Source organism: Candidatus Thiodiazotropha sp. CDECU1 (genome assembly GCF_963455295.1).
GTDB lineage: Bacteria > Pseudomonadota > Gammaproteobacteria > Chromatiales > Chromatiaceae > Thiodiazotropha.
Map to the genome: position 1 here is coordinate 19,019 of NZ_OY734020.1, position 24,473 is coordinate 43,491.

The window sequence follows — 24,473 nt, forward strand, 5'->3', positions numbered from 1 at the left end:
GTGTGGTGAGGACATTTTCAAATCGCCTATTGTAGCCTAAAAAAGTAAGGCCCTTCAGTTTACAACTATAGAATTTATCAATATTTCATTCTGACCATCCGATGGGGAATCTCCATGAAGCACAACAAAAGAACTTTCAAGAATATGCTCTCCTTGACTCTGATGTCAGGGTTGATCCTTACCGCGCCGATGGCGTGGGCCGGTGAGATAGAAAAAGCTGTCGATTACCGCCAGGGTGTTATGAATGTCTTCAGTTGGAATATGAAGGCGATGTCCGACATGATGAAAGGTAAGACGCCTTTCGACCAAAAGGTGTTCGCCGGTCATGCAAGAGATCTGGCCAATGCTTCCGGGCTGAACCTAATGCCTGGCTTTCCAGAAGACTCGGAATCCGAGGAGAGCGATGCATTAGTGGAAATCTGGATGGAGTTCGATGACTTCGAAGCCAAGTACAAGAAGCTGGGTGAGGCGGCTAGAGGCTTAAGCGAAGTTGCCGCCAGTGGCGACAAGGCTTCACTTGGCGAAGCCCTGCAGGTGACGGGCAAGGCCTGTAAGGCCTGTCATAAGAAGTATAAGAACTGATTCAGGGAAAGCCGGGTCCGGTGTCACTCTCAGCCAGGATGCGGTCGATGGTGCAGGCGACATGGTAATGACCATCATCGGCGGCATCACTGCGAATAACGCTGGCCTCGGCCAGTAAGGGGGGGGTGATGGTATGCCCCGGTATGATGGCGATGGTTATTTTGGCGCCGGGTGCAATCTCCCTGTCGGCGGCCATCAGCAGGCCTGAATTACTGAGGTTCTTTATCGTCGCGGCGGAGAGCTGACTCTCGCCATCGATACGGTATCGGACCTCCCCGTCCACCGCCATCCGATAAAAATCGCGTTTCTCGATAAAATCATTCATATCTAATGTTTCCCCCAGGCATGTTCAGATATGTAACCCTTAGATTGCTAATTTATCAAGATAGTGTCTTGCTAGTCGCATCAATAAGCATCAAATCAGTCGTTTTATTCTCTGATTTACAGAATGTTACGAAAATTTTGTGGCACTCACGAATGACTGTAGGCCATTCGTGGAGGAAATGACAGCTGGCGCTCGTCCGCGGCTGCTTTAAGCGTGCCTTATGACGTATGATAAAGAGACCCTGTGAAAGCTATTTAAAGAATCCAGGGGTTCGTGAATGAAGTGTCAGATTGTTGTCTAAGCGGGTATAGGCACAATCGTGCTTGGATACTAGAGGGCGGACGGCGATTGCTTTCAATCATGGTACCCCTGATGTGTCTGAGCCACACTTTAATCTGAGTCAGGTTAGCAACAGCGTAGTCGAGGAGCAGCATGGATATTCGTAAATCAGTCCTAGCATCTTTCCTGGTGATTCTACCGGCCTTGCTTCAGGCGGCAGATGTCTACCGGACTGTGGACGATGAGGGAAATGTGACCTATACCGATGCCCCGGTCAAGACGGACGGCAAGATCGAAAAAATCGAAATCCAGCCTGGTCCCTCTGAGGCATCGAGGCTTGATACAGAGCAACGCAATGCAGCCATCCGTAAGGCTATGGAAGAGGCCAGGGACAAGCGCCTGGAAAAAGAGGCCGGCCGCGATGCGCAGTTATCCAAGGCCCGCAAGGAGCTGGATGAGGCGGAAGAGAATTTGAAGCGAACCAAAGAGCTAGGTGAGGACGATCGCCAATACTTAACCGGTGGAAGAAGCCGCATCAGGCCGGAATATCATGAGCGTGTCAAAGAGGCGGAGAAAAAAGTCGAGGACGCACGCAAGAATCTCAAGGAAGCACGCGGTTACTGATGCAGGTCTATCTGGTAGGAGGGGCTGTCAGAGACAGGTTGTTGGGCAGACCGATCAAGGAGCGAGATTATGTGGTTGTCGGCGCCAATCCGGAAATGATGTTGGCCAAGGGCTTTCAGCAGGTCGGCAGCACTTTTCCCATTTTTCTCCATCCCCAAACCCGTGAGGAGTATGCCTTAGCCAGGAATCGTCGATCAGGAGGTCAGGGTGAAGGCAGACCAACCGATGCCGGCCCGGTTACCCTTGAGCAGGACCTGGCAAGGCGTGACCTGACTATCAATGCCATTGCCGAGGATGAGCATGGTGAGTTGATCGATCCTTTCGGCGGTAGGGAGGATCTGCAAAAACGTCAGTTGCGTCATGTCTCCGATGCCTTTGGCGAGGACCCAATCCGTATTCTGCGTGTCGCCCGATTCATGGCCCGCTATGCGGATCTCGGCTTTAGGGTTGCGCCGGAGACACGCTCATTGATGAAAGAGCTGATTGCTGACGGGTGCCTGGAAGGATTGGTCCCGGAAAGGGTTTGGCAAGAGCTGACAGGGGCCCTTGGCGAGGCGCAACCGAGATCTTTCTTCGAGACCTTGCGCGCTGTGGGTGCCTTGCAGCAGGTTTTTCCCGAAATCGATGCCCTTTGGGGTGTACCTCAACCGGTGCAGTGGCATCCTGAGGTGGATTGTGGCGAACATACCATGCTGGCCCTCCAGGCGGTTGTTGAATTGAGTGATGATAAGGCAATCAGGTTCGCCACCCTCACCCACGACTTGGGCAAGGCGACCACCCCACAGCGAATATTGCCAAGCCACTATGGTCATGAGGAGCGAGGCGTTAAGTTGATACAACGTATGTGCGGCCGCCTCAAGGCCCCGGCACGTTTTCGAGAACTGGCCTGTCGCTGTGCCACATACCATGGCTATCTGCATCGACTCTACGAACTGCGTCCAAAGACGGTGTTGAAACTGTTGACAGGATTGGATGCCTTTCGTCAACCTGAGCGCCTGCAACAGTTCATTCTGGTATGTCAGGCTGATTACCTGGGACGCAAGGGTTTGCAACACCGCCCCTATCTCCAGGCGGATGACTTGAAGCGGATCTACCGGGCTGCTGCAGAAGTGACCTCTGCAACCCAGGACGCGACGCTTATGGGCAGGCTGTTGGGTGAAGCGATTGATAAAGAAAGGATTCAGCGGATAAAAGAGGTGATGAACTCACTTCAAGTTGGAGTTGATTGAATATTGATGACTCAATCGACCAGGCGTTCGAAAATCCTGAACCCGGCGACATAAGTACCTATGGCGGATCCCAGGGTACTGAAGAAGAAAATCACCAGGGTTCTGGAGACCCGGTTTTTCCACCAACCACGAAATGAAGTGGTGTCGTTGCGCAGACGAGCAAAGTCCGCGACGGTTGGTTTACGCAGAAAAAGCTCAGCTGCTGCGGTTACCATACCTGCCCCAATCGCCGGATTCAGCGATGTCAGGGGAGCCGCGACGAAGGCGGTGACAACGGTCAATGGATGCGCCGCGGCAAGTAAGGCGCCCAGGGCAGACAGGCCTCCATTTATCACGACCCAATCCATCACCAGCTGCCAGCCTAGAGACGGGCTGCGTTGAAAGCCGATAACGAAACCGCTCAACACCAGTGCCACGATCATCCAGGGAATCAGTTTTGGCCAACGGCTGGGCTTCGGTTCCACTTCCAGTTGACTGATCCGCTCATCTGGCGAGGCCATGGGGCTTTGCAGGTAGTTGGCGATGCCGTTCATATGACCGGCGCCCACCACTACCAACAGATCTTCGTGTCCCTTGCTGGCTAGCTCCTGCAATATTCTTGCAGCCATATATTGGTCGCGCTCATCGATCAGCGGAATGTAGAGATCCTGGCGGTCTTCAGCAAATTCGGCAAAGGTGGTCTCCAGGATATCACCCTCTTTCAGGTGTTCGATCTCCTCTTCAGAGACCTCCTCTTTGGAAAGTATGCTGCCGAGGATACCGGCGAACAGAGTGAGCCGTTTCCACCATGTGAGGTTGCCTGCAACCCGCTTGAGGGTGGTGCTGATCTCTCTATCAATCAGCAACAGGGTACGATGGGACTCCTGGGCAATGCGGATTGCCTCCCGCTGCTCCTCTCCGGGTGAGATGCCGAACTGGTCAGCAAGGCGTTGCTGATAGGCGCCTAGGGCGAGATTTGTCATCACCATCAACACCCGCTTCTCCTTGACCACCTTCAGCAGATCCATTTTTGCCAAATCGTCAGGATTGATCAGTGCATTGTAGCGGCTAGGGCATAACTCTACCGCCACTGCATCGTAGTCGCCGCCCTGCAGGAGCTGCTGGACCTTTTCCGCGCTCGAGCGGGAGACATGGGCTGTACCCAAAAGGGTTACTTTGCTATCGCCAAGAATCACTTCCCGTTGTGGTTCCCGATCTCTCTGGGCCATGGTCGTCTGTCTTTTAGTTGCAAAAGCCCAGCATTGTAACAGCCTCTTCGATGTAGAGTGCGGATAATTCTCTTGAATTTTCTAAGGCGTTTGCCTGGTGCTGGATTTAAAGGTAGCTTAGGCTATTGACTCGAATCGGTGGAGTGAACGTGATGAGTAAAAACATTGTCTGGCATGAAGCGACGGTTACCCGTGAGCGTCGTGAAAAGATGAACAGACATCGGGCCAAGTTGCTTTGGTTTACAGGCCTGTCCGGGTCCGGCAAGTCCACCCTGGCCCATGCCCTGGAGGAGGAATTGCATCAGCGTGGGTGTCGTACCTATGTTTTTGATGGTGACAATGTTCGGCATGGATTATGCCGCGATCTCGGCTTCAGCACCGAGGACAGGACGGAAAATATTCGTCGCATCGGCGAAATGGCAAAACTTTTTGTGGACGCGGGGGTAATTGCCCTTACCGCCTTTATCTCGCCCATTCGTGAAGATAGAGAAAGGGCCAGGGGACTGTTTCCTCACGGTGACTTCATAGAGGTGTATGTCAGTTGTCCGCTGGATGTGTGTGAGTCTCGGGATGTAAAGGGGCTGTATAAAAAAGCGCGAGATGGAGAGATTCCGAACTTTACGGGTATATCAGCACCCTATGACATACCGGACAAGCCTGAGATAACGATAGAGACTCAGGAGAGGACCATCGAGGCGTGCATAGATGAGCTGATCGAGACGCTGCAACAGCGCGGCGTGATTCCCACCAAGGTTGTATAATTGCGGGGCGCCTATATGATCAGGTTTCAGGAGGAAAATTCGTTGTCATACAAATTTCTGGTCATGCTGTCATTGATAAGCCTGCTCACGGCTTGTCAGACCTTGGGCGAGCGTAAACGGGCCCAGTCGCTGCAGGATACCCTACGCAGTTATGAGGCAACCGTGCGCTGGAGTTCAGGGCAACATACGGTGAAGTTCCAAGATCCGGAACTCGCTACGGCGGATGTCCGTCCGCAGCGCAAGGATATCAGGGTAACCGGGTATGAGGTGGTGCAGGGACCTACCATGCTGGGTGAGATGCGAGCGGTTCAGACTGCTGTGATTCAGTATGTGTTACAGGAGAGTCAGGTTGTAAAGGAGATCGCCGATCAGCAGGTCTGGCTCTTCGATGAAGCCGAGGAAAAGTGGTTTTTAAACAGCCAGCCCCCTGAATTCAAATAAAAACCAACTCAAGCCGTCAGCATCTTCTGGGCGCGCTCAATCTTCTCTTCCGCCTTATCCAGAATCTTCAGGCTGAGCTTTGGGGTCAACTCACCCAGGTTGAGACGTTTCAAGGCAGGGACCTGGTCAAGTGTTGGTAGCTGTTTCATCGCATCACTACCGATAAAGGTATGCAGTTGAGATACGATCACCAGGTCGGTGTAGTCAGCTTCTCCGTCGTGTTCCCGAAACCAGTTTTCCGCTTCTTTCGTTACCAGTATCAGGTCGTCGATAAATCCCCAGTTTTGCAGTATTGCGCTACCAATGCTGCCTCGCATGTCGTGCATCACCTGTTCGAGTTTCTCGTTGTCTTTGGCGACCTCAGTAAAATTTTCCGCATAGCTGAGTATGGCAACGTTGCCGATATCATGCAGTAGACCTGCGAGCAGGGCATGCTCTGGATTGAACTGTCCGGAGATTTTGGCGAGGACATAGCAGATAGCACTTACCTTGACGCTATGCTCCCATAATTGGTGCATATGTTCTTTTAAAACCTTGGAATGGGTATTGAACAGCTCTCTCAGTGCGAATGTCAGCACCAGTTTATGGGTGGTATCAGCCCCCAGGCGGACAATGGCCGCGGCACAGGAGTCGACCGGTGTCACGCCGGCATAGAGTGGACTGTTTGCGGCGCGCACGAGTTTGGTTGTTATTGCCGGATCGGTCTGTACGATGTTGGCCAGTTTTCTCGCATTGGTGTTTTCATCGCGCATGGCCCGGCCTACTCGTACCGCAACATCGGGCAGACTCGGCAGCACCAGGCAGTTGTTCTTGAGGTCATCCAATAAGGCCTCTGTCATGCGGCTTTCAGCAAGTATCGGATCGACGATTTGGCTATCATTGTCCATTTCGGTTGCCGTAAAGCCTTCATCAATATTCAGCAGGCCCTCGAGTAGATTGTTCTCGACCACCAGGTAGTCCGTCGGCGACACGGCTTCCACGGTGTAGCGTCGCGGAATCAGATTGGCAATGGGATTTTGTGCCTGTGGCGAATCATCGAGGATCTCCGTGACCCGGCCATCAGTTGAGAGCAATCGCAGCTTGCCTTTTATGAGATAGAGACTGAAAGGCGTGGTGTCCCCCTGCTCCAGGATCTTCAGGCCGCGTCCGGCAGAGTGAATCTGGATGGAACGGCCAAGCATCTCGAGTTGAATGTCGTTGAGTTGATCCAGGGGATGAAACCGCTTCAGGATTTCAGGTGTTGGGTGTACAACAATCTCACTCATGCTTAAAAGTATCCTTTCTCAGCAACCACATTTTGCGGTTTGTTGTTGGTTCAACTGCAGTGTTCCCACAAGATGATCGACCGACTGCAGCCTGTGGCGTTCCATATACTGTAAAATCCCTGTATTGATAGTTTTACAAATTAGCGGATCATAAAAAAGGGCTGTACCCACTCCCACCGCGCTGGCCCCCGCGATCATGAACTCAATGGCATCCTCCGCCGAGGCTATTCCACCCTGGCCGATAATGGGTATGTTGTGATGGCGACACACCTGATGAACCTGATGCACCTTCAACAGTGCCACCGGTTTGATTGCCGGTCCCGAGAGTCCACCCTGGTTATTGCCGATCAAGGGGCTGCGGCTCTCGATATCGATCGCCATCCCCATCAGGGTGTTGATGACGGCAAAGGCGTCACTCCCCGCCTCGATGCAACCTTTTGCATTGGCGGCGATATCTGTCTGATTGGGTGAGAGTTTTGTGATCAGCGGTTTACGCGTCGCCTTTCTGCATGCCGCCACCACGCGGGCCGACATGGCAGGATCATTGCCGAAGGCGACACCCCCCTCCTTGACATTGGGACAGGAGATATTGATCTCGATGGCATCGATGGGTGAGTCGTCGAAACGTCGGGTGACCTCGAAATACTCTTCCACGGTGGAGCCGGAGACATTGGCGATAAAGCGGGTCTCGGTGAAATCGAGGCCGGGAAGGATCTCGTTGATGACATGATCGACGCCGGGATTCTGCAGACCGATTGCATTCAACATGCCGTCCGGTGTCTCATAGACGCGATGGGGCTGGTTACCAAGGCGTGGTTCCTGGGTGGTCCCCTTGAGGCAGACGGCGCCGGCATCTCGATTGCTAAAGCCGCTCACCCTTGTGTACTCTTCGCCAAAACCGACACAGCCTGAGAGCAGTACAATGGGTGTATTGAATTTGAGTCCACAGAATTCTGTCTGCAGGGTTGTGGGACCGCTATTGTTCATCGACGTTAACTTTTTCTCCAACCGGGGGTGAGGGGTGTTTCATGTTGTGCTCTACGAGCCGGAAATTCCACCGAACACAGGTAATATCATACGCCTGTGTGCCAATAGTGGCAGCAAATTACATCTGATTCATCCCCTGGGATTTGATCTGGACGACAAAAGGCTGCGCCGGGCAGGTCTCGATTACCGGGAATGGGCCGATATCGGGGAGTATGACTCCCTGGAGCTGTTTCTGGATAGGGTTGCGCCAGCCAATCTCTATGCCTGCACCACCAAGGCACAGCGCTGTTATGCTGAGGTCACCTTTTCCCCCGGAGATGCGTTGTTGTTCGGCCCGGAGAGCCGGGGTCTACCGGCACATGTATTGAGTGGCTTGCAGCCGAGTCAGCGAATCCGCATCCCCATGCTGCCCCACAGCCGCAGCCTTAATCTCTCCAATGCGGTCTCTTTGATTTTATATGAGGCTTGGCGCCAGGCCGGTTTCGAGGGTGGGGTTTGAGTGGATAGCCGGGAGGCTGTCGCAAGTTACAGGCCCTCGGCCTTTTGCCGTCGCTCGAGCAGATTGTGCACTGCCTGCTTTGGTGCCAGTCCTTCATACAGCACCCGGTAGACCTGCTCCGAGATGGGCATCTCCACCCCATGTCGTTGCGACAGGGCATAGACCTCCTGGGCCGCATGCACCCCCTCCACCTCCTGACCGATACTCGTCCGGGCCTTTTCCTGAGAGAGCCCCTCGGCAAGGGCCAGACCCATGCGCCGATTGCGGGATTGGTTGTCGGTGCATGTCAGTACTAGGTCGCCCAGCCCGGCGAGCCCCATGAAGGTCTCCTGCCTGCCCCCGAGTTTGATGCCAAGCCGCATGATTTCGGTCAGCCCGCGGGTGATCAATGCCGCCCGGGTGTTGGCGCCAAAACCGAGTCCATCGGCGATACCGGCCGCGATGGCAAGCACGTTCTTGCTGGCGCCACCTACCTGTACACCCACGAGGTCGTCACTGGTATAGGCGCGAAACCAGGCGGCATGGAGTAGTTCCGCCATCTGTTCCGCATGCCCCTGGGTGGTGGCCGCAACAGTGACCGCGGTAGGCAGGCCGCGGGCTACCTCACCCGCGAAGGTCGGCCCGGAAATAATCGCCAACTCCCGTCCGGGGAGTTGTTCCGCGGCCACCTCGCTGAGCAGACGCTGGGTGCCCGGCTCGAACCCCTTGGTGGCCCATGTGATACCGGGTTGGGCATCAAGCAGGGGGGCTATATTGGAGGTGACGCTCTGGAAGGCATGGCTGGGAACGGCGATAAGGATCTCTGAAGCGCCGTCCAGGGCCTTGCGCAGAACGATTTCCGGTTGCAGGGTTGCAGGGAATCCAACCCCCGGAAGGTATTGCTTGTTTTCACGATCCCGGATCAGCGCCGTGATCTCTTCAACCAGATGACCCCAGAGGCGAACCCGATGGCCATTGCCGCTGAGCAGGATAGCCAGGGCCGTGCCCCAGGACCCGGCCCCGAGGACTGCAATTGTCTTGCTATGCGTCGCGTCCATGGTGCTGATTCTGATCTGCAATCAATGGATTGCTAATGCTGGGCTTCATTCTCGACTTGCGCTTGCTGAGCCTTTTTCGCCAACTCCTGTTGGTGTTGCGCATACAACATATCGAAATTGACCGGTTGCAGCACCATCTGAGGAAAGCTCCCCTTCATGACGATGTCAGAGATGGCTTCACGCACATAGGGGAAGAGCTGGTTGGGGCAGTAGGCACCAAGCAGTGGTCCCATCTCCTGATCCGGAAAGCCTGTGATACTGAATATGCCCGCCTGTTTCACTTCAACCAGATAGGCGGTCTTGTCTTCCACCTTGGAGGTCACTGTAACCGTCAAAGTCACTTCGAATGCGGTATCGGTGAGTTTATTCACTTCGGTATTCAGGTTCACGCTGGTCTCAGGCTTCCACTCCTGCTGAAAAACCGCCGGGGTGTTGGGCGTCTCGAATGAGATATCCTTGGTATAGATTCGCTGCAGGGCAAATTCTCTATTCTGTTCGTCTTGTTTGGCTTCGGTCATGACTGCTTCCTATGGAGGGGTGTGGGGCTACTTGGATTTTCGGGTAATGGGAAGATTCGCGCTTTGCCAGGCAAGTATACCCCCTTTCAGGTTGTAAACTTGTTCAAATCCGGCCTTTTTCAGCTGTCCGGCGGCAGTTGAGGACTGGGCGCCGGAGCGACAGCTGATAATAATCGGTTTCTCTTTGTGCTTGTTGAGCACACCCATCTGATTGGCAAAGCCGTTACTGGGTATGCTGATCGCATTGATGATATGCCCCTTGTTGAAGTCGGCTGACGGGCGCACATCCACGACCACGGCATCCTGATGGTTAATCAGCTCGGTGGCGGCGACGGGGTCGACAGCGTCTTTATCGCCGACAAGCATGTTGAATGCCAAGAATCCGGCCACTCCGACAAAGGTCAGGACGAGTATCCAGTGATTCATCGTGAATTCGATGAGCTGTTGCATTGGTGCCTCTTTTGCAGATTAATCTATCAAGGGTGGGAGAGTTTATAACAGGAGGGCAGTAGGGTTAAGGGCTGATTGCCGATAACCATCGGAATTGAATCGGAAGTGTTGCCGCCGGCGTCTCCAGATGGGACGCAAACGATTTGGCCTATCCGTCAAATGTGGGTACAGAAGACCTCGCGCATCATGCCGATCAGCTTTAGGGTACGAAAATCACTGACCCGGTAGTAGACACGATTGGCGTCTTTACGGGATGCGAGGATACCCTTATCTCTTAATATGGCAAGATGCTGAGAAATATTGCTCTGGGAAGTGCCTACCTGCTCGACGATGTCCTGCACACTGACCTCCTGGCCCCCCAGGGTGCAGAGTATTTTTAGGCGCAATGGGTGGGACATGGCCTTGAGCGATCGAGACGCACGATCCACATCTTCATCGGTGGCAAACAGGTTTTCCATCCCCTCGGGCTCCTCGAGCTTCAGGGGTTGGGTGCTCTTGTCGTACTTGTGTTCCATGAATCCAGCCTTTTACCAGTAGTAGCGCCTTCTGGGCTAATGTTAACAGACCCTAATACAATAATACGCTGTTTTTCATCAGAATGAGAACCCCTTTATTTTATCTGGTTACTTTGTGACCGATTCTGGCATGCTACTCCCTGCTACCAGTCGATTCTGGCCTGACAGGGGGATTGGTGATTTAATGCGCGATTGTTTACATATAAGCAGCAGTAGAGTATCAGAGATTTAAACATGACGGAGAGACCCAAACCGGTTGCCTTGATCATCCTTGATGGCTGGGGCTATAGCGAGGATACAGAATCCAACGCCATCGAGAATGCAGCCACACCGGTTTGGGATAGTCTCTGGCATGAGCATCCACACACCTTAATCAATACCTCCGGTGCCTCTGTGGGTCTCCCGGGGGGGCAGATGGGCAATTCGGAAGTGGGACATCTCAATCTGGGGGCCGGACGGGTTGTCTATCAGGAGTTCACCCGGGTCAGCCGCTCGATCAGGACAGGCTCCTTTTTCTCCAACGAGACCCTCACCGAGGCAGTCGACAAGGCGGTGGCCAAGCAGAAGGCGGTTCACATCCTGGGGCTTCTCTCTCCCGGTGGTGTACACAGTCACGAGGAACATATCCACGCGATGGCCAAACTGGCCGTCGAGCGGGGTGCGGAGCATGTCTACCTGCATGCCTTTCTGGATGGCAGGGACACCCCACCCAAGAGTGCCGAGGCCTCGATTATCGCGGCGAATAGGGTTTTTGCCAAATTGGGTAGAGGGCGTATTGCCAGCCTGACCGGGCGTTACTATGCGATGGACCGTGACCATCGCTGGGAACGTACCCAAGAGGCCTATGACCTGCTGGTTGAGGGCAAGGCGAACTATCAGGTCGAAGATGCGCGACAGGCCCTGCTCGATGCCTATCAACGGGGCGAGAGTGATGAGTTTGTGAAGACCACGGCCATAGTGCCGGCAGGCAAGTCGCCGGTGACCATTGACGATGGGGATGTGGTGTTCTTTCTCAACTATCGGGCCGATCGCGCCCGCCAGTTGACCAGTGCCTTCGTGGAGGAGGATTTCGAGGGTTTTGAGCGCAAGCACCGCCCTGCACTTGGTGCATATGTCAGCCTCACCCGCTACCACAAACGTTTCGAGATACCGGTGGCGTTCCCGCCGGAAAAGCTACGCAATGTGTTCGGTGAAACCATCGCCAAACAGGGACTGCGTCAGCTGCGGCTGGCGGAGACGGAGAAGTACGCCCATGTCACCTTTTTCTTCAACGGCGGTCGTGAGCGCCCGTTTGAGGGAGAGGAGCGCATTCTGGTGCCATCGCCCAAGGTGGCGACCTATGATCTCAAGCCCGAGATGAGCGCCGAGGAGGTCACCGATCATCTGGTGGAGGCGATAGGGGGTGACAAATATGATGTCATCATATGCAACTTCGCCAACAGCGATATGGTGGGGCATACCGGCAAATATGAGGCCGCAAAACGCGCTATCAAGACCCTGGATCACTGTTTGGGAAGGGTCTTGAAAGCGATTCATCTGGCAGGTGGGGAGATGTTGATAACCGCGGATCACGGCAACTCTGAACAGATGCAAGACCATGAAAACAATCAACCCCATACCGCACACACCACCAACCCGGTGCCACTGGTCTATGTGGGCCGGGATGATGCGCAATTGATGGAAGGTGGTGCCCTGTGCGACATCGCTCCAACCCTGTTGAAGATCATGGGGCTGGCACAACCCGACGAGATGCAAGGTCATGCGCTGATCAGCTATATGGAGGGGGGCTGATTGATGGGACGGACGAGTGGCCTGATGGCCCTCTCACTGGGATTGATGATAGTCATATGTTCCCAGCCCGTCATTGCGGAGGAGTCCGAACTGGATGCCAGAGCCAAGCTGGAACAGGTGAAGCAACGCATTCATTCCCTGCAGAATCAGTTACAGTCCACCCAGGGCAAGTGGGAGCAACACAGCCAGGCCCTGCAAAAAACCGAGAAACAGATTGGTGATTTTGCGCGCCGTATCCGGGTAACGGAACAGAGTCTGAAGCGGCAGCAGCGGCGCCTGGCTGAACTGGAGAGCAAGCGTGGCGATGCACGCCTGCACCTGGATCAGCACCGTGCCTCCCTGGAGCGGCAGATTCGGGCAGGTTATGCCATGGGGCGGCAGGAGAAGCTGAAAATCCTCCTCAATCAAAAGGATCCCGCCGTGGTCAGTCGTGTCATGGTGTACTACGATTACTTCAACTTGGCCCGTGTGCAGCAGATGGAATCCATACAAGAGAGTCTGCGGCAACTGCGCAGTATCGAGAGGGAGATAGCTCAGGAGGAGCAGCGTTTGCAACAGCTGTTGGCAAAAAATCAAAATCAGAAACAACAGCTCGAAGCGGCCAGGACCGGACGCAAGAAGATCATCGCGAGTCTCAACACACGCCTGAAGGACAAGGGACAGGAGTTGGATAGTCTCAAATCGGATGAGAAACAGTTGCGCTCACTGCTGGCGGATATCCAGCAGGCGCTCTCCGACATACCCCTCGACACCACCGCCCATGTACCCTTCAACTCCCGCAAAGGCAAACTCCCTTGGCCCTCCCGCGGCAGACTGGCGGCCCGCTTCGGTTCACGCCGGGATGTTGGCAAACTCAAGTGGGACGGGGTGCTGATCGCCGCGCCGGAGGGACAGGAGGTCCGCGCCATTCACCATGGCAGGGTCGCCTTCGCCGATTGGCTGCGAGGCTTCGGCCTGCTGTTGATCATCGATCACGGGGACGGCTACATGAGCCTGTATGGCCATAATCAGAGCCTGTTCAAGGAGACCGGCGAGTGGGTGGAGCCTGGAGAAGTGGTGGCTCAGGTGGGCAACAGCGGCGGTCGGACCACCTCCGGCGTCTATTTCGGTATCAGGCACAATGGGCAACCGAAAAACCCCACCCAATGGTGTCAGCGTATAAAAGGCAGAAAAATTGCCGATCGGGGACGTAAAATCAGACAAAAGGAACTATCTTTTTATGCAATTACTCACACTTTTCAAGGGGCGACCACAGCCAGGCCCTTGAAAAGCAGACATGCTGCTGGCCAACCTTTGAGCTAGCTGCACCTAAATAGGAAAAAATAGATGATTAGAGTTGTAAAGCAAGCTTCTCTGAGAGGTATTGGTCTGATCGTACTGTGCGTCAGTATGGCACTGATCACAGGTCAGGTGGAAGCGAAAGAGGAGCTGGAGAGTCTGCCCCTGCAGCAGCTTCGGACATTTGCCGATATCTTCGGCCGTATCAAGGCCAACTATGTAGAGCCGGTCGAGGACGAGGTCCTCCTGGAGAACGCGATCCGTGGCATGGTTTCCGGTCTCGATCCCCATTCCAACTACCTGGATGCCGATGACTATAAAGAGCTGCAGGTCGGCACCAAGGGTGAATTCGGTGGCTTGGGTATAGAAGTGGGTATGGAGGATGGCTTTGTCAAAGTGATCTCCCCCATTGACGACACACCGGCACAGCGGGCGGGTGTCCGTAGTGGTGACCTGATCGTTCGTCTGGATGATACCCCGGTAAAAGGGCTGAGCTTGAATGAAGCGGTAGCCTTGATGCGTGGCAAGCCCGGCACCTCACTGGAATTGACCATAGTGCGCAAAGGCGAAGAGAAACCCCTCAAGATTACCGTGGTTCGAGACGTGATCCGGGTCGTCAGCATCAAGAGCCGACTGCTGGATGATCGCTTCGCCTACCTGCGTATCTCTCAGTTTCAGGCGAATACCACCAGTGACATGTTGAAATCCCTGGACAGACTGAAAAGCGAAGTGGAAGGGCCGTTGATGGGTATGGTACTGGATCTGCGCAACAATCCCGGCGGGGTGTTGAATTCCGCTGTCTCCGTCAGCGATGCCTTTCTGGAATCGGGTCTGATCGTGTATACCGAGGGGAGAGAGAACGACTCCCAGCTGCGATTCGAGGCGGCGCCGGATGATGTCCTGGATGGGGCGCCGATAGTGGTACTGGTGAATGAAGGCTCCGCTTCGGCATCGGAGATCGTGGCGGGTGCCCTGCAGGATCAGAATCGTGCTGTCATCATGGGTAGCCGCACCTTCGGCAAGGGTTCGGTTCAGACCATTATCCCGATTACCGATACCGCTGCGGTCAAGTTGACCACCGCCAGGTATTTCACCCCTTCCGGACGTTCGATCCAGGCGGAGGGAATTGAACCCGATATAGAACTGGAAGAGCTGACCCTTTCCAAGGCGGAGCAGAGCAAGGTCAAGCCGATCAAGGAGTCCAATCTCTCCGGCCATCTTTCCAACGGCAATGGTAAAGAGCCGAAAAAGGGCGAGGATGAAAAAGCCGAACAGGGCGATGATAGCCAGGAGGAGGTGAAGGACTATCAGTTGGGTGAGGCGCTGAATCTTCTCAAGGGCCTGGCCATTCTTCGCAACAAGAAGACCACCAGTTGATGGGTTAAAGGGCGCCTATGAATCCCTATCTGGGCCTTATCTGCTGTTGCTGGTTGGCTGTGACATCAACAGCTGGCCTGGCAGATAACAGCGATCGATTCGGGTCACCGCCGAGCCGGGTGAAAATAGCTCTGATCATCGATGATCTGGGCAACCAGCTGGTGGCGGGGGAGCGTGCCCTGGCCCTGCCGGGGGCAGTGACTTACGCCTTTCTGCCGCAAACCCCCTTCGCCTGGATGCTGGCGAGCAAGGCCAACCGGTTGAACAAGGAGGTCATGCTGCATCAGCCCATGGAGTCGGACAACGGCAACCGCCTGGGTAACGGCGCATTGACCCTGAGCATGTCGAGGGCGCAGTTCACCCGAACCCTGCAACAAAATCTTGCATCCATTCCCTATGTTGCCGGGGTAAACAATCATATGGGTAGCCTGTTGACCAGGGATCCCACGGCCATGCGCTGGCTGATGAATGAATTGCGTACCGCTGGATTATATTTCATCGACAGCCGAACCACCGATGCCACGGTCGCTGAGCGGGTTGCGAATGCAAATCTGATCGCCACTTCCCGGCGGCACGTATTCCTTGATAACACGCCCCAGGAGAGGGAGATCAGGCAGCAGTTGCGACAGCTGTTGAAGATGGCCCATACTCAAGGGCATGCTATCGGTATTGCCCACCCCTACCCTCAGACCCTGGCGGTCCTGCATCAGGAGTTGCCTAAACTCAACCAGCAGGGTATTGAGCTGGTACCTGTCTCTGAACTGATCCAATCCGGGAGACCACTATGGCACGCGTACTCGTCCCCCTCGCCCAAGGATGCGAAGAGCTCGAAGCAGTCACCATCACTGATCTACTGACCCGGGCGGGCATAGAGGTCGTCACCGCCGGTCTGGATTCACAACCGGTCAAGGCCTCCAGGGGTATCACCCTGGTCCCAGACACCAGCCTCGATGCGGTACTGGATGAGGAGTTCGATATGCTGGTGCTGCCCGGCGGTCTGCCCGGGGCCGATCATCTGGACGCCGATCCGCGTATCCATGCATTACTGAAACGACTCAATCAACAGGGGAAATACACCGCCGCTATCTGTGCGGCACCCAAGGTGCTGGCGGGAGCTGGCCTGCTTGAAGGACGGCGAGCAACCAGCTACCCGGGCGTGTTGGACAAGATGGATCTGCCCCAGGTCGATGTGCAGCTGGAGTCTGTCATCAGCGATGATCGGGTTATTACCTCCCGCGGACCGGGAACGGCGATGGATTTCGCTCTGGAATTGATCGAGAAACTGAGCGGCAGGGAGACCAGGGATCAGGTTGAGCAGGGGCTGGTGCGTTAACTGGCGCACAGACGATAGCAAGCCCCGGTCGTCGGACCAAAACTCCGGACAGCTCTGTTCGGTAACACACGGCGCTCCATGTGCGATGCGCCGCTTCCCTTGATCTTCTCTCCCCGTGCGCTTATTCCGCTTGGCAGGAGGTTTGGAAATGAGAATAGGGATATGCCTTGCCGCATTTCTGTTGTTATCGTTCGTGACCGGCTGTTCAAACAAACAGGATTGCTTTGTTGCGGATACGATAAAGGAGATAATCGCCCAGCCCCTGAATGACAAAGGACTGCGTGTTTACCTGAGATCGTCCGGCCTCAACGACAAGGAACACTTTTATGAAATGTATAAAGGTGTACCCGTGTTTGATGATTGCGGCCAACCCGGGAGACAATCGATCTCCCAGGTGCACGTTGATACTTCCATTGGCTATCCGCAAAAACTGATTGTCAAAAACAATCGCTTGGAGATTGTCTACTCAAACGACGAAAGCAGTCATTCGGTCGATACTGTTCCGATAGAAGTCGAGTGATTTCTCTAGGGTTTTGGACAGCCGTTAAATCACAGAACTAAAACATGATTAAATCAGAATTTTTCCAAAGCTGGCCATTCAGTTGGAAAATTGAACAAACATATACACAGTTTACCACCATCTATCTTATTTCTAGATCATTTTGATCAGTCTTTATTTAAAAATGGTCAATATAGAAAGCTTATAGACAATCTTCAGAACAATCTTGATGTATATGGAGCGGCATCAATGGTATTGGTTGGTTGCTTTTAGTTGGTAAAGGCGTGCCTGGACATCTTTCAGATCCGAAAAAATATTTCAGCGGCGCAATTGCTTTAGGTGAACCTGATGGATATTAATTTATTGGATTATTTTTTCATGTCAGTAATTTAGTGTGGCTTAATCAAGAAATAGTGTTTTTGCTACCAATGTAAAAAGCGTTATTCCGTACACATAGGCTAGAGTTTATCCTAAGATATGTCATGTTCTCATGCTCGAAACAAGACAATCGGGCTGATGCGCAGCGCTGGCTGAATAGTCTGGACAACATGCCAAGAGGTCAGAATTGATTTTTAAAGCATGCGGAAACGCATTAGAGGTATAGGTCTCAATCTTCGCGTTACTATTCGTCACTGCAAATCATTCAAAATAGCCTTGAATATTTCTGCCCCTTCTCCTTTTATGTACGCATTAGCAGTTGCAATTAATGACTGGATATTGCGCGGATGTATGTTATCCATATGACTTTGCGCGTAAGTGAGTTCAGGTTCGAGCCGATAATATTTGAGTCCTGCTTGTTTCAAGGCAGTCAACTGGCTGTGTGTGACCGTTTGAACGGCATCAAGCACGATGCTCATCAATACACCCCTGTTGTGATCGGTTCCCTCAAGGTCGTCCAGCTTCTCGACCATCCAGGGGGTCGTGCTCCAATTACCACCTACTGGAACGATATCCGTTACCGCATTGCTATTAATGCCTACACCTGCACCACCTTCATATATTCCCGTCCCCAGGGAAATAACAATTATGTCTTCCAGGCGCGAGGCCATACCTGTTCTTAAGGCTTCCGTGACGCCCCAAGTGGCGGGGTTATTAGACATGGTTCCACCGTCAACTACCCACTTGTTGGCCGCTGCAGACCTGGGGAAAGTTTTGCCACCCACATTAGCAATCGGAAAATATGTTGGGGCAGCACTCGTTCCCCTGGCGGCCTCCCATACATAGTAGTTATCGTTTGCAGGGCTATTGACAGCATCAAACCAGTTAAAAAGATAGGGGCCAAAGTTTTCGCCGCGAACAGGTTTTGCTACATTTTTCTGGCTATTGTTCACAATGTACGAAGTAGTGAACATATGTTTTACACGGTTACCGGCTAAAGATTGCATTTTATCGCGACTATTGACAAGTGAAACGTCTGGGCCATACATTTTTTGCAAGTAGGGCTCAACCCCGTCACCCCTACCGTTATCAGCGTAGTAGGTTGCGCACAGTTCAACCTTGCAGTCCTGAGCCAGAAATATTTTGCCACCATCATGACTGTAAATATTTACTATTTCTTCGGCGGTGTAAGGGTGGCCAGTGGTTTTTTTAGGTGTGGTGAGAGCGGCGGAGATGATGCCGCCGGTAGATGTTCCTCCTATTAAATCGAATAACTGGTAGGACGGTTTCCTTAATGAGGATTCAATATGCTGAATAAATATCGCAGGTATAACTCCTTTGATTCCCCCTCCATCAATAGCCAAAATGATGGTTTTTGCTTTTTGTGGCTCCGTTGTGAGTTGCGCTGTTCTTCCGGCGGTAGTGTATATACTCAAAACAACAACGGATAGAAGTAGAATCAAAGGTTTTTTTGATTTTTTTATACTATGGTCCATTGTTACTCACCAGATTATTTCAGCAAGCCTTGCAGGCTTGTACCTTTCAACAGATGGTTCAGAAGGTGTTCTCCGGGAATGCTGCCGTTGTGCATCGTTTCGCTTGCCTTGATGATCACATGCACGTCGTCCTTGGAGGGGTAAATCTCTGGTGGGGTTTTATCCGTTATGCCAAGTAGTTTGTAAACAGCCATAATTGCCGAGCGAACTGAATACTCGACGGTAAATACACAATCATCAGGTATCTCGGTGAACTGCCCTAAAAAGGCAAGATTTTTGCTTCCTTCAGGAATAACTTCCGGACGGTCACCTTTAACGCGTGGTAAAAACTGGCTGGTGATATATGGCATCATGCAAGGAATAACTTTGACCGTCTTCATAATAGCTGGAATCTGGTCTTTGGCTCCCCAATGGTAGAGTAGCTCTGTCAGCAGTTCTTCACCGGTACAATCGCTCATCTTCTTTTTCACGTAGTCACCGGTATTGTCCGGAAACAAGCCGTAGGCCCAGATTGCCAGTACGTTTTTATCCGGGTCATCCTTGTGCTGTTTTGGCTGGTAGTCACCGACGGGCTGACTCCTGTATTGCGGCTGTCGGTTGCAGGTTGCACTCATGAGCCAGCTTGAGTCCTTGATCGTCATGATGCCGCCGGTCACGGCTTTGTGGGAATAGGGGTCTACGCCGGTAAATTCTTTTAGCAAATCAGCAATCGGCGAGTCTGTCGCAGTAATGGTGAAAGAGACAAACTTGCTCTTGTCGATGTCTGCGCAAAAAACCTCAGGCCTACCAAAAGCAGGATCTTTTGCAGCAATATTTTTCCACAACTGCCAGCAAGCACCGGTCTCCCGATTAAGAATTGCTGGCTCATGAGTATTGCCTGTGGTGGAATTCTCCACCATCGAGCCATTGGTAACGAACACCAGGTCGTCCGCTGTTGTGGCAATCGTTTCACTCGTCTCTGATGAGCCACGAAGCAAATGGATGGCGGTCACGGTCTTCTCACCGTTTACGATCTCAATATCCAGATCAGTGACCTGAGTTTTCAAATCAAAGGTAACGCCTTTACTTTTAAGCCAGATTTGCAGCGGCAAGACCATGGATTCATATTGGTTGTAGGTGGTAAACAGAATATTTTCCAGCGTGCTCATCGTCGGCATCAGGTGCATGAAGCGTTGCATATAGCGCCGCATCTCGACTACTGAGTGCCATGTCTCCATGGCAAACATCGATGTCCAGAAATACCACATATTGGTTTTAAAATAAGAGTCTGAAAAAAACTCTTCCACTGTTGTTGCACCCAGTTCTTCTTCAGTCTTCAGGGACAACTTCGTCAGTTCCATCACATGGATCGAGGAGAGCCCTAACGAAGGGTCTCGATCCGGCTCTCCACAGCTACTCATCAGACGGCATTTGGAGGAGTTGGGGTCCCATTGGTTGACATCACGAATCCGCTTTAAAACTGTACGTTCCGGGTCGGAAACAAGTTCTGGCTCAGGGTTGGTGAATGGCGCATCAGGATCTTTACGCTTCAGGTCAGGAATAAACGAGAACAGATCCCATGTACACTCATAGTGAGCTTCCATCTCCCGACCACCGCGCATAATGTAGCCGTCGATGGCATCGCCGCTACCATCCAAACAACCACCATTTATATCGAGCTGTTCCAAAATAGTGATCTTTTCGCCGGCCATATGGCCGTCTCTTATCAAGTACGCAGCTGCCGCCAGCGATGCAATACCGCCACCTACAAGATAGGCGCGCTTTTTCTCAACTCCCTCTGGTCGAGATGTAATAACATTATTGTAATTACCGATCACAGTGAATCCCCTCCATTAGATGTGAACTGTCAATCTATTGTGATATCGTCCATCTTCATATTATCTTTATGCGCATTTTGCATCTTCATGGTTAGTGAAGTAATATTCTTCGATTTGCACCATGATCAGGCGCAGTCCATCAATATCTGTAAAGGGCTGCATCCCATTCCGCCCTGAATAATTCAACCCGCATTAATCTAAATATATTAACCCGTACATATGGCTTCATCCCGTTTACATGATCTTGTGTTCAGAGACAGAACTGCTTCCGTATATCCGGCCTATTCCTGAAGAGAAGATTCTCATCTGGCCTAGATGAAATGCGTGCGTATCGTTTTTATTGGCAAAGCGGCCTTTCAGCCTCCGGGTGAATCAGGTATTCGATACGTCGATCGAACCTTTGGGATTGGGATTGGGATTGGGATTGGGATAGGAAGATTCAATGGAAGCGGTAAATACTTGCCTAGGAATAATGTGATTTATATCATCAAGAAACCGCTCTTTGCGTGCTTTTTTTACGGAATTTATCGAAGTTGTTATCAGTAAAACTTTGTTGGCGCATGATGGATTCAGGTGTCTTTACAAAAAAATGTTATTATCGCTTAAACATTAAAATAATCATGGGTTCATCAAATATATGGATGATTTAACCTTTCGGCATCAATCAGAATTTCATCTTAAATCCACATTCTGGCTTTCTGTCACCGCCGGAACTCTGATATTGCCTTTTGCCTTTTATCACCTGACTCATCAACACGTGGGAATTGGTATAGGCGCCATGATTACCTCGTTGAGTCTCTACTTGGTTGCCTGGGGCTGTTATAGGAAAACGTATAAAACCATCTATACGTTTATCTGGCTGACCCCTTTTACGACTCTGTTTGTAGCCTATTTAACAAATTTAATCGGAATAACAGGTACCTATTGGTGCTATTCAACATTAATTTTATATTACTTTATGATGTCAGAGCGTCAGGCATGGATATCAAATATTATATTTGCACTGATTAATGTTCCACTAGTGTGGCACCTTTTCGAGACACACGAAGCCATCAGATTCTCCGTGACATTTTCATTGGTCAGTGCATATTCGGCTATTTTTCTTCATATCATTGCCAAGCAATATAGCGAACTGCACAAACAGGCGATTACAGACCAGCTAACCGGTCTGTACAATAGAACACTGCTTAAAGACTCTTTGGTACAGGCGATAAATCAAGCTAATCGATCAAATACTGCATTCACACTAATCATCATGGACGTTGATCATTTCAAGAAGATTAATGATGAACTAGGCCATGAGATTGGCGATCACGTCCTCATACAGCTGGGGGTGTTCTTAAAGGGCTTTCTTCGAGACAGTGACAAAGTATTCAGAATCGGAGGAGAAGAATTTTTGATTCTGCTCTACAATACCGATGAAGCCAATAGTATCGGCATAGCTGAAAAAATACGAAAGGGTATTGAAAATCTTTCATTAATACCCGGTCGCCCGGTAACGGTCAGTATTGGTGTGGCCGGCCTGAGTTCAGTTAGAGACTGGAAGCATTGGATGAAGACCTGCGACAAGAATCTATATGAGGCCAAGAATAGCGGTCGCAACAGGGTAGTTGATTGTAAAGGATAGGGGGAAATATACACGCATTCAATGTGCGCCTTATTATGCTCAAAAGGAAAAGGGGACACTAATAAGATAATAACTTAATCGGCAGGCTCTCAGCTCGGCATTAACTTTACACATGTCCAGGCTTGGACACCTATAAATTCAAGTCAAACCTTTTCTTATAGTTAAAAAAGTAACTGAAACCTTATAGTAATAAGGCTTGAAAGAACAATAGTAAGCAGATACTGATAAATTAACTCCTGTCCAAACGCCGATACCCAATCGCCTCGCTGATATGCGCAGTCTCCACCTTCGGGCTCGCCTCCAGATCGGCGATGGTACGCGCCACTTTCAATATCCGGTGGTAGGCCCGCATCGAGAGGCCGAGTTTTTCGATGGCCCGATGCAGTAGTGCATTACCCTCCTTCCCCGGGGCGGCCACCTGTTCGATCTGCACGCCCTGCAGTGCCTGGTTGGTGCAGCCTTGTCGTTCTAATTGGATATCACGGGCATCTATAACCCGGCGCCGAATGGCATCGCTCGGTTCTTCAAGGGTGGGTGATTCCTGGTTGATCTGCAGGGGCTGCCGGGGCACTTCCACATGCATGTCGATGCGATCCAGCAGGGGGCCGGAGATGCGGTTGCGGTAGCGGGTTATGCGGTCCAGGGTGCAGTGACAGCGGTTGCTGCCGTCCCCCAGGTGGCCGCAGGGGCAGGGATTCATGGCCGCTATCATCTGAAAGCGGGATGGGTAGTCGACCTGGCGATTGGCCCGGGAGATGGTGATATGGCCGTTCTCCAGGGGTTCGCGCAACACCTCCAGGGTATGCCGGTCGAACTCAGGCAATTCGTCCAGGAACAGCACCCCGCAATGGGCCAGGGAGATCTCCCCCGGCTTCGGATTACTGCCACCGCCCACCAGGGCGGCTGCCGATGCCGTGTGGTGAGGTGCGCGATAGGGTCTTTGACGCCACTGGGCAGGCTCGAATGCCCGGTTGTTGGCCACCGAGTGGATGGCGGCACACTCCAGGGCCTCCTCCTCGCTCATGGGCGGGAGTATCCCGGGCAGGCGGGAGGCGAGCATCGACTTGCCGGTGCCGGGGGGGCCGATATAGAGCAGAGAGTGGGCCCCCGCGGCACTGATCTCCAAGGCGCGCCGGGCGTGGCTCTGACCATAGACGTCGGCCATATCGAGCTGCTGCTTTGTTACATTCGCTGGTGATCGAACGCCTTTGAACTGTTCCAGCTGGTTGACGCTATTGATGTGCGAACAGACCTCGAGCAGGTGTTTTGCCGGGTAGCATTGGAGCCCGCTCACCAGACCCGCCTCCTCGGCATTCTGTTGCGGCAGGATGAGGGAGCGTCCCGCATCACGGGCTGTGAGCGCCACCGGAAGAATCCCGCTGATCGGGCGCATTTCACCGGACAGGGCAAGCTCGCCGGTGAATTCGTAGTGGTTCAATGGGTCCGCCGCCAGTTGATTCGATGCGGCAAGGATGCCGAGGGCGATGGGAAGGTCGAATCGCCCCCCCTCTTTCGGCAGATCGGCGGGCGCCAGGTTGATGGTTATGCGGCGGGCGGGAAATTCAAACTGGCTGTTGATCAGGGCACCCCTGACCCGGTCCTTGCTCTCGCGTACCGCCATTTCGGGCAAGCCGACGATGGAGAGGCCGGGCAGGCCGTTGGAGAGGTGGACCTCGACGGTGACCAGGGGCGCTTGGATGCCCTCTTGGGCCCGGGAATAGAGAATGGCGAGTGACATGGATTCCTTCCTTGGAATAGTGACGGATCTGTGATTGAGGATGAGCTAGCGGGTTTTCTCCTCCAGCGCCTTGATCTGCGCCTCCAGCCTCTCGAGTTTTTCACGGGTTCGCGCCAGTACGGCGCTCTGTACCTCAAACTCCTCGCGGGTGACCAGGTCGAGTTTGGCCAACCCCGACTCCAGGGTGGCGCGCATGTTCTTCATCACATCAGCCTGCAGCGCTTGAATACCACTGGGCATGGTTGCAGAGAGACGGGTGGTCAGTTCATCTATCAGTTTCGGATCGATCATGCGCCAGACAATAGCCAGTGGCGCGGGCTTTGTCCAGAGATATGGGGCAAGCACCAAGGGGATGACAGCTATATTACGTCTGGTGAATGGCAGACGATTTTTATCTGGCAAAGTCGCACCAACATGGT

General features: G+C 52.7%; 25 protein-coding genes. 13 read left to right on the forward strand and 12 right to left on the reverse strand.

Annotation, left to right across the window (positions count from 1 at the left end):
- The first annotated feature begins 114 nt into the window (after nt 1–114).
- Nucleotides 115–582 carry a c-type cytochrome gene (locus R2K28_RS00065; RefSeq protein WP_316367391.1) on the forward strand — a complete coding sequence of 156 codons (468 nt, stop codon included), beginning with the start codon at nt 115–117 and terminating at the stop codon, nt 580–582.
- A gap of 1 nt (nt 583) precedes the next feature.
- On the opposite strand, the gene R2K28_RS00070 is transcribed toward R2K28_RS00065, so the two are convergent.
- Nucleotides 584–907 carry a PilZ domain-containing protein gene (locus R2K28_RS00070; protein ID WP_316367393.1) on the reverse strand — a complete coding sequence of 108 codons (324 nt, stop codon included), beginning with the start codon at nt 905–907 and terminating at the stop codon, nt 584–586.
- 432 nt (nt 908–1,339) lie between these two features.
- Here R2K28_RS00070 and R2K28_RS00075 point away from each other — a divergent pair, with 432 nt between their 5' ends.
- Together R2K28_RS00075 and R2K28_RS00080 are read left to right on the forward strand one after the other, a co-directional pair.
- A complete protein-coding gene (locus R2K28_RS00075; protein ID WP_316367395.1) occupies nt 1,340–1,810 on the forward strand; it encodes a DUF4124 domain-containing protein in 471 nt (156 codons plus the stop codon).
- Nucleotides 1,810–3,039 carry a multifunctional CCA addition/repair protein gene (locus tag R2K28_RS00080; protein ID WP_316367397.1) on the forward strand — a complete coding sequence of 410 codons (1,230 nt, stop codon included), beginning with the start codon at nt 1,810–1,812 and terminating at the stop codon, nt 3,037–3,039. The genes R2K28_RS00075 and R2K28_RS00080 overlap by 1 nt, the downstream gene beginning before the upstream one ends.
- A gap of 11 nt (nt 3,040–3,050) precedes the next feature.
- Here the strand turns inward: R2K28_RS00080 and R2K28_RS00085 are convergent, their stop codons facing one another.
- Nucleotides 3,051–4,247, reverse strand: coding sequence for a TraB/GumN family protein (locus tag R2K28_RS00085; protein WP_316367398.1), 1,197 nt, complete (start codon nt 4,245–4,247; stop codon nt 3,051–3,053).
- Between the two features lie 152 nt (nt 4,248–4,399).
- On the opposite strand from R2K28_RS00085, the gene cysC reads away from it, so the two are divergent.
- Together cysC and R2K28_RS00095 are read left to right on the forward strand one after the other, a co-directional pair.
- A complete protein-coding gene (gene cysC, locus R2K28_RS00090; protein ID WP_316367399.1) occupies nt 4,400–5,008 on the forward strand; it encodes an adenylyl-sulfate kinase in 609 nt (202 codons plus the stop codon).
- 42 nt (nt 5,009–5,050) lie between these two features.
- Nucleotides 5,051–5,449: an asparagine synthetase gene (locus R2K28_RS00095; protein ID WP_316367401.1), complete on the forward strand. Its 399-nt coding sequence runs from the start codon at nt 5,051–5,053 to the stop codon at nt 5,447–5,449.
- A gap of 8 nt (nt 5,450–5,457) precedes the next feature.
- Here the strand turns inward: R2K28_RS00095 and R2K28_RS00100 are convergent, their stop codons facing one another.
- Both R2K28_RS00100 and R2K28_RS00105 read right to left on the reverse strand, forming a co-directional pair.
- The gene (locus R2K28_RS00100; RefSeq protein WP_316367403.1) at nt 5,458–6,714 is read right to left on the reverse strand and encodes an HDOD domain-containing protein; all 1,257 of its coding nucleotides are present in this window, start codon (nt 6,712–6,714) and stop codon (nt 5,458–5,460) included.
- Between the two features lie 18 nt (nt 6,715–6,732).
- A complete protein-coding gene (locus tag R2K28_RS00105) occupies nt 6,733–7,701 on the reverse strand; it encodes a dihydroorotate dehydrogenase (RefSeq protein ID WP_316367405.1) in 969 nt (322 codons plus the stop codon).
- Nucleotides 7,702–7,735: 34 nt separating this feature from the next.
- On the opposite strand from R2K28_RS00105, the gene R2K28_RS00110 reads away from it, so the two are divergent.
- Entirely contained in the window at nt 7,736–8,200 is a 465-nt protein-coding gene (locus tag R2K28_RS00110) for a tRNA (cytidine(34)-2'-O)-methyltransferase (RefSeq protein ID WP_316367407.1), read from the forward strand.
- A 26-nt stretch (nt 8,201–8,226) separates the two neighbouring features.
- Here R2K28_RS00110 and R2K28_RS00115 read toward each other — a convergent pair whose 3' ends face one another.
- From R2K28_RS00115 to R2K28_RS00130, 4 genes are all read right to left on the reverse strand, one after another.
- Entirely contained in the window at nt 8,227–9,237 is a 1,011-nt protein-coding gene (locus R2K28_RS00115) for an NAD(P)H-dependent glycerol-3-phosphate dehydrogenase (protein ID WP_316369792.1), read from the reverse strand.
- Between the two features lie 32 nt (nt 9,238–9,269).
- Nucleotides 9,270–9,755, reverse strand: coding sequence for a protein-export chaperone SecB (secB, locus tag R2K28_RS00120; RefSeq protein WP_316367409.1), 486 nt, complete (start codon nt 9,753–9,755; stop codon nt 9,270–9,272).
- Nucleotides 9,756–9,782: 27 nt separating this feature from the next.
- Complete coding sequence (locus R2K28_RS00125; protein WP_116444775.1) at nt 9,783–10,205, reverse strand: rhodanese-like domain-containing protein; 423 nt, start codon at nt 10,203–10,205, stop codon at nt 9,783–9,785.
- A gap of 155 nt (nt 10,206–10,360) precedes the next feature.
- A complete protein-coding gene (locus R2K28_RS00130) occupies nt 10,361–10,663 on the reverse strand; it encodes an ArsR/SmtB family transcription factor (RefSeq protein ID WP_316369794.1) in 303 nt (100 codons plus the stop codon).
- Between the two features lie 291 nt (nt 10,664–10,954).
- On the opposite strand from R2K28_RS00130, the gene gpmI reads away from it, so the two are divergent.
- From gpmI to R2K28_RS00160, 6 genes are all read left to right on the forward strand, one after another.
- Nucleotides 10,955–12,511, forward strand: a complete 1,557-nt coding sequence (gene gpmI / locus R2K28_RS00135; protein ID WP_316367411.1) for a 2,3-bisphosphoglycerate-independent phosphoglycerate mutase — start codon at nt 10,955–10,957, stop codon at nt 12,509–12,511.
- A gap of 3 nt (nt 12,512–12,514) precedes the next feature.
- Entirely contained in the window at nt 12,515–13,813 is a 1,299-nt protein-coding gene (locus tag R2K28_RS00140; protein ID WP_316367413.1) for a murein hydrolase activator EnvC family protein, read from the forward strand.
- Nucleotides 13,814–13,837: 24 nt separating this feature from the next.
- Complete coding sequence (locus R2K28_RS00145) at nt 13,838–15,166, forward strand: S41 family peptidase (protein WP_442871413.1); 1,329 nt, start codon at nt 13,838–13,840, stop codon at nt 15,164–15,166.
- 59 nt (nt 15,167–15,225) lie between these two features.
- Entirely contained in the window at nt 15,226–16,023 is a 798-nt protein-coding gene (locus tag R2K28_RS00150) for a divergent polysaccharide deacetylase family protein (protein WP_316367415.1), read from the forward strand.
- A complete protein-coding gene (locus R2K28_RS00155) occupies nt 15,951–16,499 on the forward strand; it encodes a DJ-1 family glyoxalase III (protein ID WP_316367417.1) in 549 nt (182 codons plus the stop codon). The genes R2K28_RS00150 and R2K28_RS00155 overlap by 73 nt, the downstream gene beginning before the upstream one ends.
- A 148-nt stretch (nt 16,500–16,647) precedes the next feature.
- Entirely contained in the window at nt 16,648–17,019 is a 372-nt protein-coding gene (locus R2K28_RS00160; protein WP_316367419.1) for a hypothetical protein, read from the forward strand.
- Between the two features lie 608 nt (nt 17,020–17,627).
- On the opposite strand, the gene R2K28_RS00165 is transcribed toward R2K28_RS00160, so the two are convergent.
- Both R2K28_RS00165 and R2K28_RS00170 read right to left on the reverse strand, forming a co-directional pair.
- Nucleotides 17,628–18,872, reverse strand: coding sequence for a patatin-like phospholipase family protein (locus R2K28_RS00165; RefSeq protein WP_316367421.1), 1,245 nt, complete (start codon nt 18,870–18,872; stop codon nt 17,628–17,630).
- A 14-nt stretch (nt 18,873–18,886) separates the two neighbouring features.
- Nucleotides 18,887–20,689, reverse strand: a complete 1,803-nt coding sequence (locus R2K28_RS00170) for an oleate hydratase (protein ID WP_316367423.1) — start codon at nt 20,687–20,689, stop codon at nt 18,887–18,889.
- Between the two features lie 637 nt (nt 20,690–21,326).
- On the opposite strand from R2K28_RS00170, the gene R2K28_RS00175 reads away from it, so the two are divergent.
- Nucleotides 21,327–22,316 (forward strand): GGDEF domain-containing protein, encoded by a 990-nt coding sequence (locus R2K28_RS00175; RefSeq protein WP_316367425.1) that lies wholly within the window; start codon nt 21,327–21,329, stop codon nt 22,314–22,316.
- A 229-nt stretch (nt 22,317–22,545) separates the two neighbouring features.
- On the opposite strand, the gene R2K28_RS00180 is transcribed toward R2K28_RS00175, so the two are convergent.
- Nucleotides 22,546–24,054 (reverse strand): YifB family Mg chelatase-like AAA ATPase, encoded by a 1,509-nt coding sequence (locus R2K28_RS00180; RefSeq protein WP_316367426.1) that lies wholly within the window; start codon nt 24,052–24,054, stop codon nt 22,546–22,548.
- A 45-nt stretch (nt 24,055–24,099) separates the two neighbouring features.
- Nucleotides 24,100–24,456 (reverse strand): ubiquinone biosynthesis accessory factor UbiK, encoded by a 357-nt coding sequence (ubiK, locus tag R2K28_RS00185; protein WP_316367427.1) that lies wholly within the window; start codon nt 24,454–24,456, stop codon nt 24,100–24,102.
- Between the last annotated feature and the right edge of the window lie 17 nt (nt 24,457–24,473).

Bases quoted from the DNA above. Each gene is read 5' to 3' on its own strand.
- R2K28_RS00065 (WP_316367391.1), top strand. From the start codon at position 115: ATGAAGCACAACAAAAGAACTTTCAAGAATATGCTCTCCTTGACTCTG.
- R2K28_RS00070 (WP_316367393.1), bottom strand. From the start codon at position 907: ATGAATGATTTTATCGAGAAACGCGATTTTTATCGGATGGCGGTGGAC.
- R2K28_RS00075 (WP_316367395.1), top strand. From the start codon at position 1,340: ATGGATATTCGTAAATCAGTCCTAGCATCTTTCCTGGTGATTCTACCG.
- R2K28_RS00080 (WP_316367397.1), top strand. From the start codon at position 1,810: ATGCAGGTCTATCTGGTAGGAGGGGCTGTCAGAGACAGGTTGTTGGGC.
- R2K28_RS00085 (WP_316367398.1), bottom strand. From the start codon at position 4,247: ATGGCCCAGAGAGATCGGGAACCACAACGGGAAGTGATTCTTGGCGAT.
- cysC (WP_316367399.1), top strand. From the start codon at position 4,400: ATGAGTAAAAACATTGTCTGGCATGAAGCGACGGTTACCCGTGAGCGT.
- R2K28_RS00100 (WP_316367403.1), bottom strand. From the start codon at position 6,714: ATGAGTGAGATTGTTGTACACCCAACACCTGAAATCCTGAAGCGGTTT.
- R2K28_RS00105 (WP_316367405.1), bottom strand. From the start codon at position 7,701: ATGAACAATAGCGGTCCCACAACCCTGCAGACAGAATTCTGTGGACTC.
- R2K28_RS00115 (WP_316369792.1), bottom strand. From the start codon at position 9,237: ATGGACGCGACGCATAGCAAGACAATTGCAGTCCTCGGGGCCGGGTCC.
- secB (WP_316367409.1), bottom strand. From the start codon at position 9,755: ATGACCGAAGCCAAACAAGACGAACAGAATAGAGAATTTGCCCTGCAG.
- R2K28_RS00125 (WP_116444775.1), bottom strand. From the start codon at position 10,205: ATGCAACAGCTCATCGAATTCACGATGAATCACTGGATACTCGTCCTG.
- R2K28_RS00130 (WP_316369794.1), bottom strand. From the start codon at position 10,663: ATGGAAAACCTGTTTGCCACCGATGAAGATGTGGATCGTGCGTCTCGA.
- gpmI (WP_316367411.1), top strand. From the start codon at position 10,955: ATGACGGAGAGACCCAAACCGGTTGCCTTGATCATCCTTGATGGCTGG.
- R2K28_RS00140 (WP_316367413.1), top strand. From the start codon at position 12,515: ATGGGACGGACGAGTGGCCTGATGGCCCTCTCACTGGGATTGATGATA.
- R2K28_RS00145 (WP_442871413.1), top strand. From the start codon at position 13,838: ATGATTAGAGTTGTAAAGCAAGCTTCTCTGAGAGGTATTGGTCTGATC.
- R2K28_RS00155 (WP_316367417.1), top strand. From the start codon at position 15,951: ATGGCACGCGTACTCGTCCCCCTCGCCCAAGGATGCGAAGAGCTCGAA.
- R2K28_RS00160 (WP_316367419.1), top strand. From the start codon at position 16,648: ATGAGAATAGGGATATGCCTTGCCGCATTTCTGTTGTTATCGTTCGTG.
- R2K28_RS00165 (WP_316367421.1), bottom strand. From the start codon at position 18,872: ATGGACCATAGTATAAAAAAATCAAAAAAACCTTTGATTCTACTTCTA.
- R2K28_RS00175 (WP_316367425.1), top strand. From the start codon at position 21,327: ATGGATGATTTAACCTTTCGGCATCAATCAGAATTTCATCTTAAATCC.
- R2K28_RS00180 (WP_316367426.1), bottom strand. From the start codon at position 24,054: ATGTCACTCGCCATTCTCTATTCCCGGGCCCAAGAGGGCATCCAAGCG.